General features: G+C 33.8%; 1 rRNA gene. It reads right to left on the bottom strand.

Annotated elements, in window-relative coordinates:
• Positions 1 to 787 precede the first annotated feature (787 nt).
• A 5S ribosomal RNA gene (gene rrf, locus DS745_RS24300) occupies positions 788 to 894 on the bottom strand; the annotation flags it as partial.

Below are 894 nucleotides of genomic sequence, written 5' to 3' on the forward strand. Positions count from 1 at the left end.
CTGAGCCAGGATCAAACTCTCCATAAAAGTGTTTGATATAGCTCAAAAATAATAATTCATTGACGAGATATTTACTATCTCTTTAATTCGCTTGGCTGTGTGTTCAGTTTTCAAAGAACAATTTGTAAGTCGTTTTAGCGACAAGATTTATTATAACATAATAATATTTCTTTTGCAACACTTTTTTAAAAGAAGTGTTTTGTTCAACGACCAGAAATTAATATTACCATGAGACAACATTAAAAGTCAACAGTTAGTTTTTAATGCTTTCAACACGAACTAATTCCGATTAGATATATAATATATCAAAATAACAATGAGATTGCAAGATATTTCGTACAAATAAAATATTGGCATCTTTTTATATAGAAACTAACCAAGTTATGATTATCGTCCTATAGTGATAGCTAACCGGATTTTTCTTGATTAATGAAATAATAGTTTTCTAATAAGAATAATCTTAATTATGTATTACTACATAAAAATTCTCTTTGATCAATACTCGAGGAACTCACCAACTCATGAAAAGCTTCTCGAAATTTATTCGTAGTTGAGGAAGATTGGAAGGAGCTTCACTTGAGTACGGTAGATGACCACTGGCATCAATTATTATACGGTAGAAAAAATAAGAGGACCATTGACTCCCTTCATGCAGCTTTGTATCAAGGAAACCAGCTTCGAAATCTATACTCATAGACGCAGACGCACATATACCAACTAACCTATTTTAAACTTCTTAGTTAAAACACAAAAAAACACATCCACACGGGATGTGTTTTTCTTAGTTACCTAGCAACGTCCTACTCTCACAGGGGGAAACCCCCAACTACCATCGGCGCTGAAGAGCTTAACGATCGTGTTCGGCATGGGAACGAGTGTGACCTCTTCGCTATC

The sequence above is a fragment of the Anaerobacillus alkaliphilus genome (genome assembly GCF_004116265.1).
GTDB lineage: Bacteria > Bacillota > Bacilli > Bacillales > Anaerobacillaceae > Anaerobacillus > Anaerobacillus alkaliphilus.